Origin of the sequence: Escherichia sp. WS1451, from assembly GCF_046487365.1 — a bacterium.
In the GTDB taxonomy this organism is placed as follows: Bacteria; Pseudomonadota; Gammaproteobacteria; order Enterobacterales; family Enterobacteriaceae; genus Escherichia; species Escherichia coli.
Genome location: NZ_JBJQJP010000077.1, coordinates 1 through 711 on the forward strand (window position 1 = coordinate 1; position 711 = coordinate 711).

A 711-nucleotide genomic window follows, 5' to 3' on the forward strand; every position below is an offset into this window, starting at 1 on the left:
GGTGATCGCCGAAGTATCGACTCAACTATCAGAGGTAGTTGGCGTCATCGAGCGCCATCTCGAACCGACGTTGCTGGCCGTACATTTGTACGGCTCCGCAGTGGATGGCGGCCTGAAGCCACACAGTGATATTGATTTGCTGGTTACGGTGACCGTAAGGCTTGATGAAACAACGCGGCGAGCTTTGATCAACGACCTTTTGGAAACTTCGGCTTCCCCTGGAGAGAGCGAGATTCTCCGCGCTGTAGAAGTCACCATTGTTGTGCACGACGACATCATTCCGTGGCGTTATCCAGCTAAGCGCGAACTGCAATTTGGAGAATGGCAGCGCAATGACATTCTTGCAGGTATCTTCGAGCCAGCCACGATCGACATTGATCTGGCTATCTTGCTGACAAAAGCAAGAGAACATAGCGTTGCCTTGGTAGGTCCAGCGGCGGAGGAACTCTTTGATCCGGTTCCTGAACAGGATCTATTTGAGGCGCTAAATGAAACCTTAACGCTATGGAACTCGCCGCCCGACTGGGCTGGCGATGAGCGAAATGTAGTGCTTACGTTGTCCCGCATTTGGTACAGCGCAGTAACCGGCAAAATCGCGCCGAAGGATGTCGCTGCCGACTGGGCAATGGAGCGCCTGCCGGCCCAGTATCAGCCCGTCATACTTGAAGCTAGACAGGCTTATCTTGGACAAGAAGAAGATCGCTTGGCCTC

Annotated in this window: 1 protein-coding gene; it reads left to right on the forward strand. The window is 53.4% G+C overall.

The window, feature by feature from the left end; translation table 11 throughout:
* Window position 1 precedes the first annotated feature (1 nt).
* On the forward strand, window positions 2–711 hold a 710-nt coding region (locus tag ACJHX7_RS26220; protein ID WP_065806410.1), incomplete at its 3' end, for an AadA family aminoglycoside 3''-O-nucleotidyltransferase.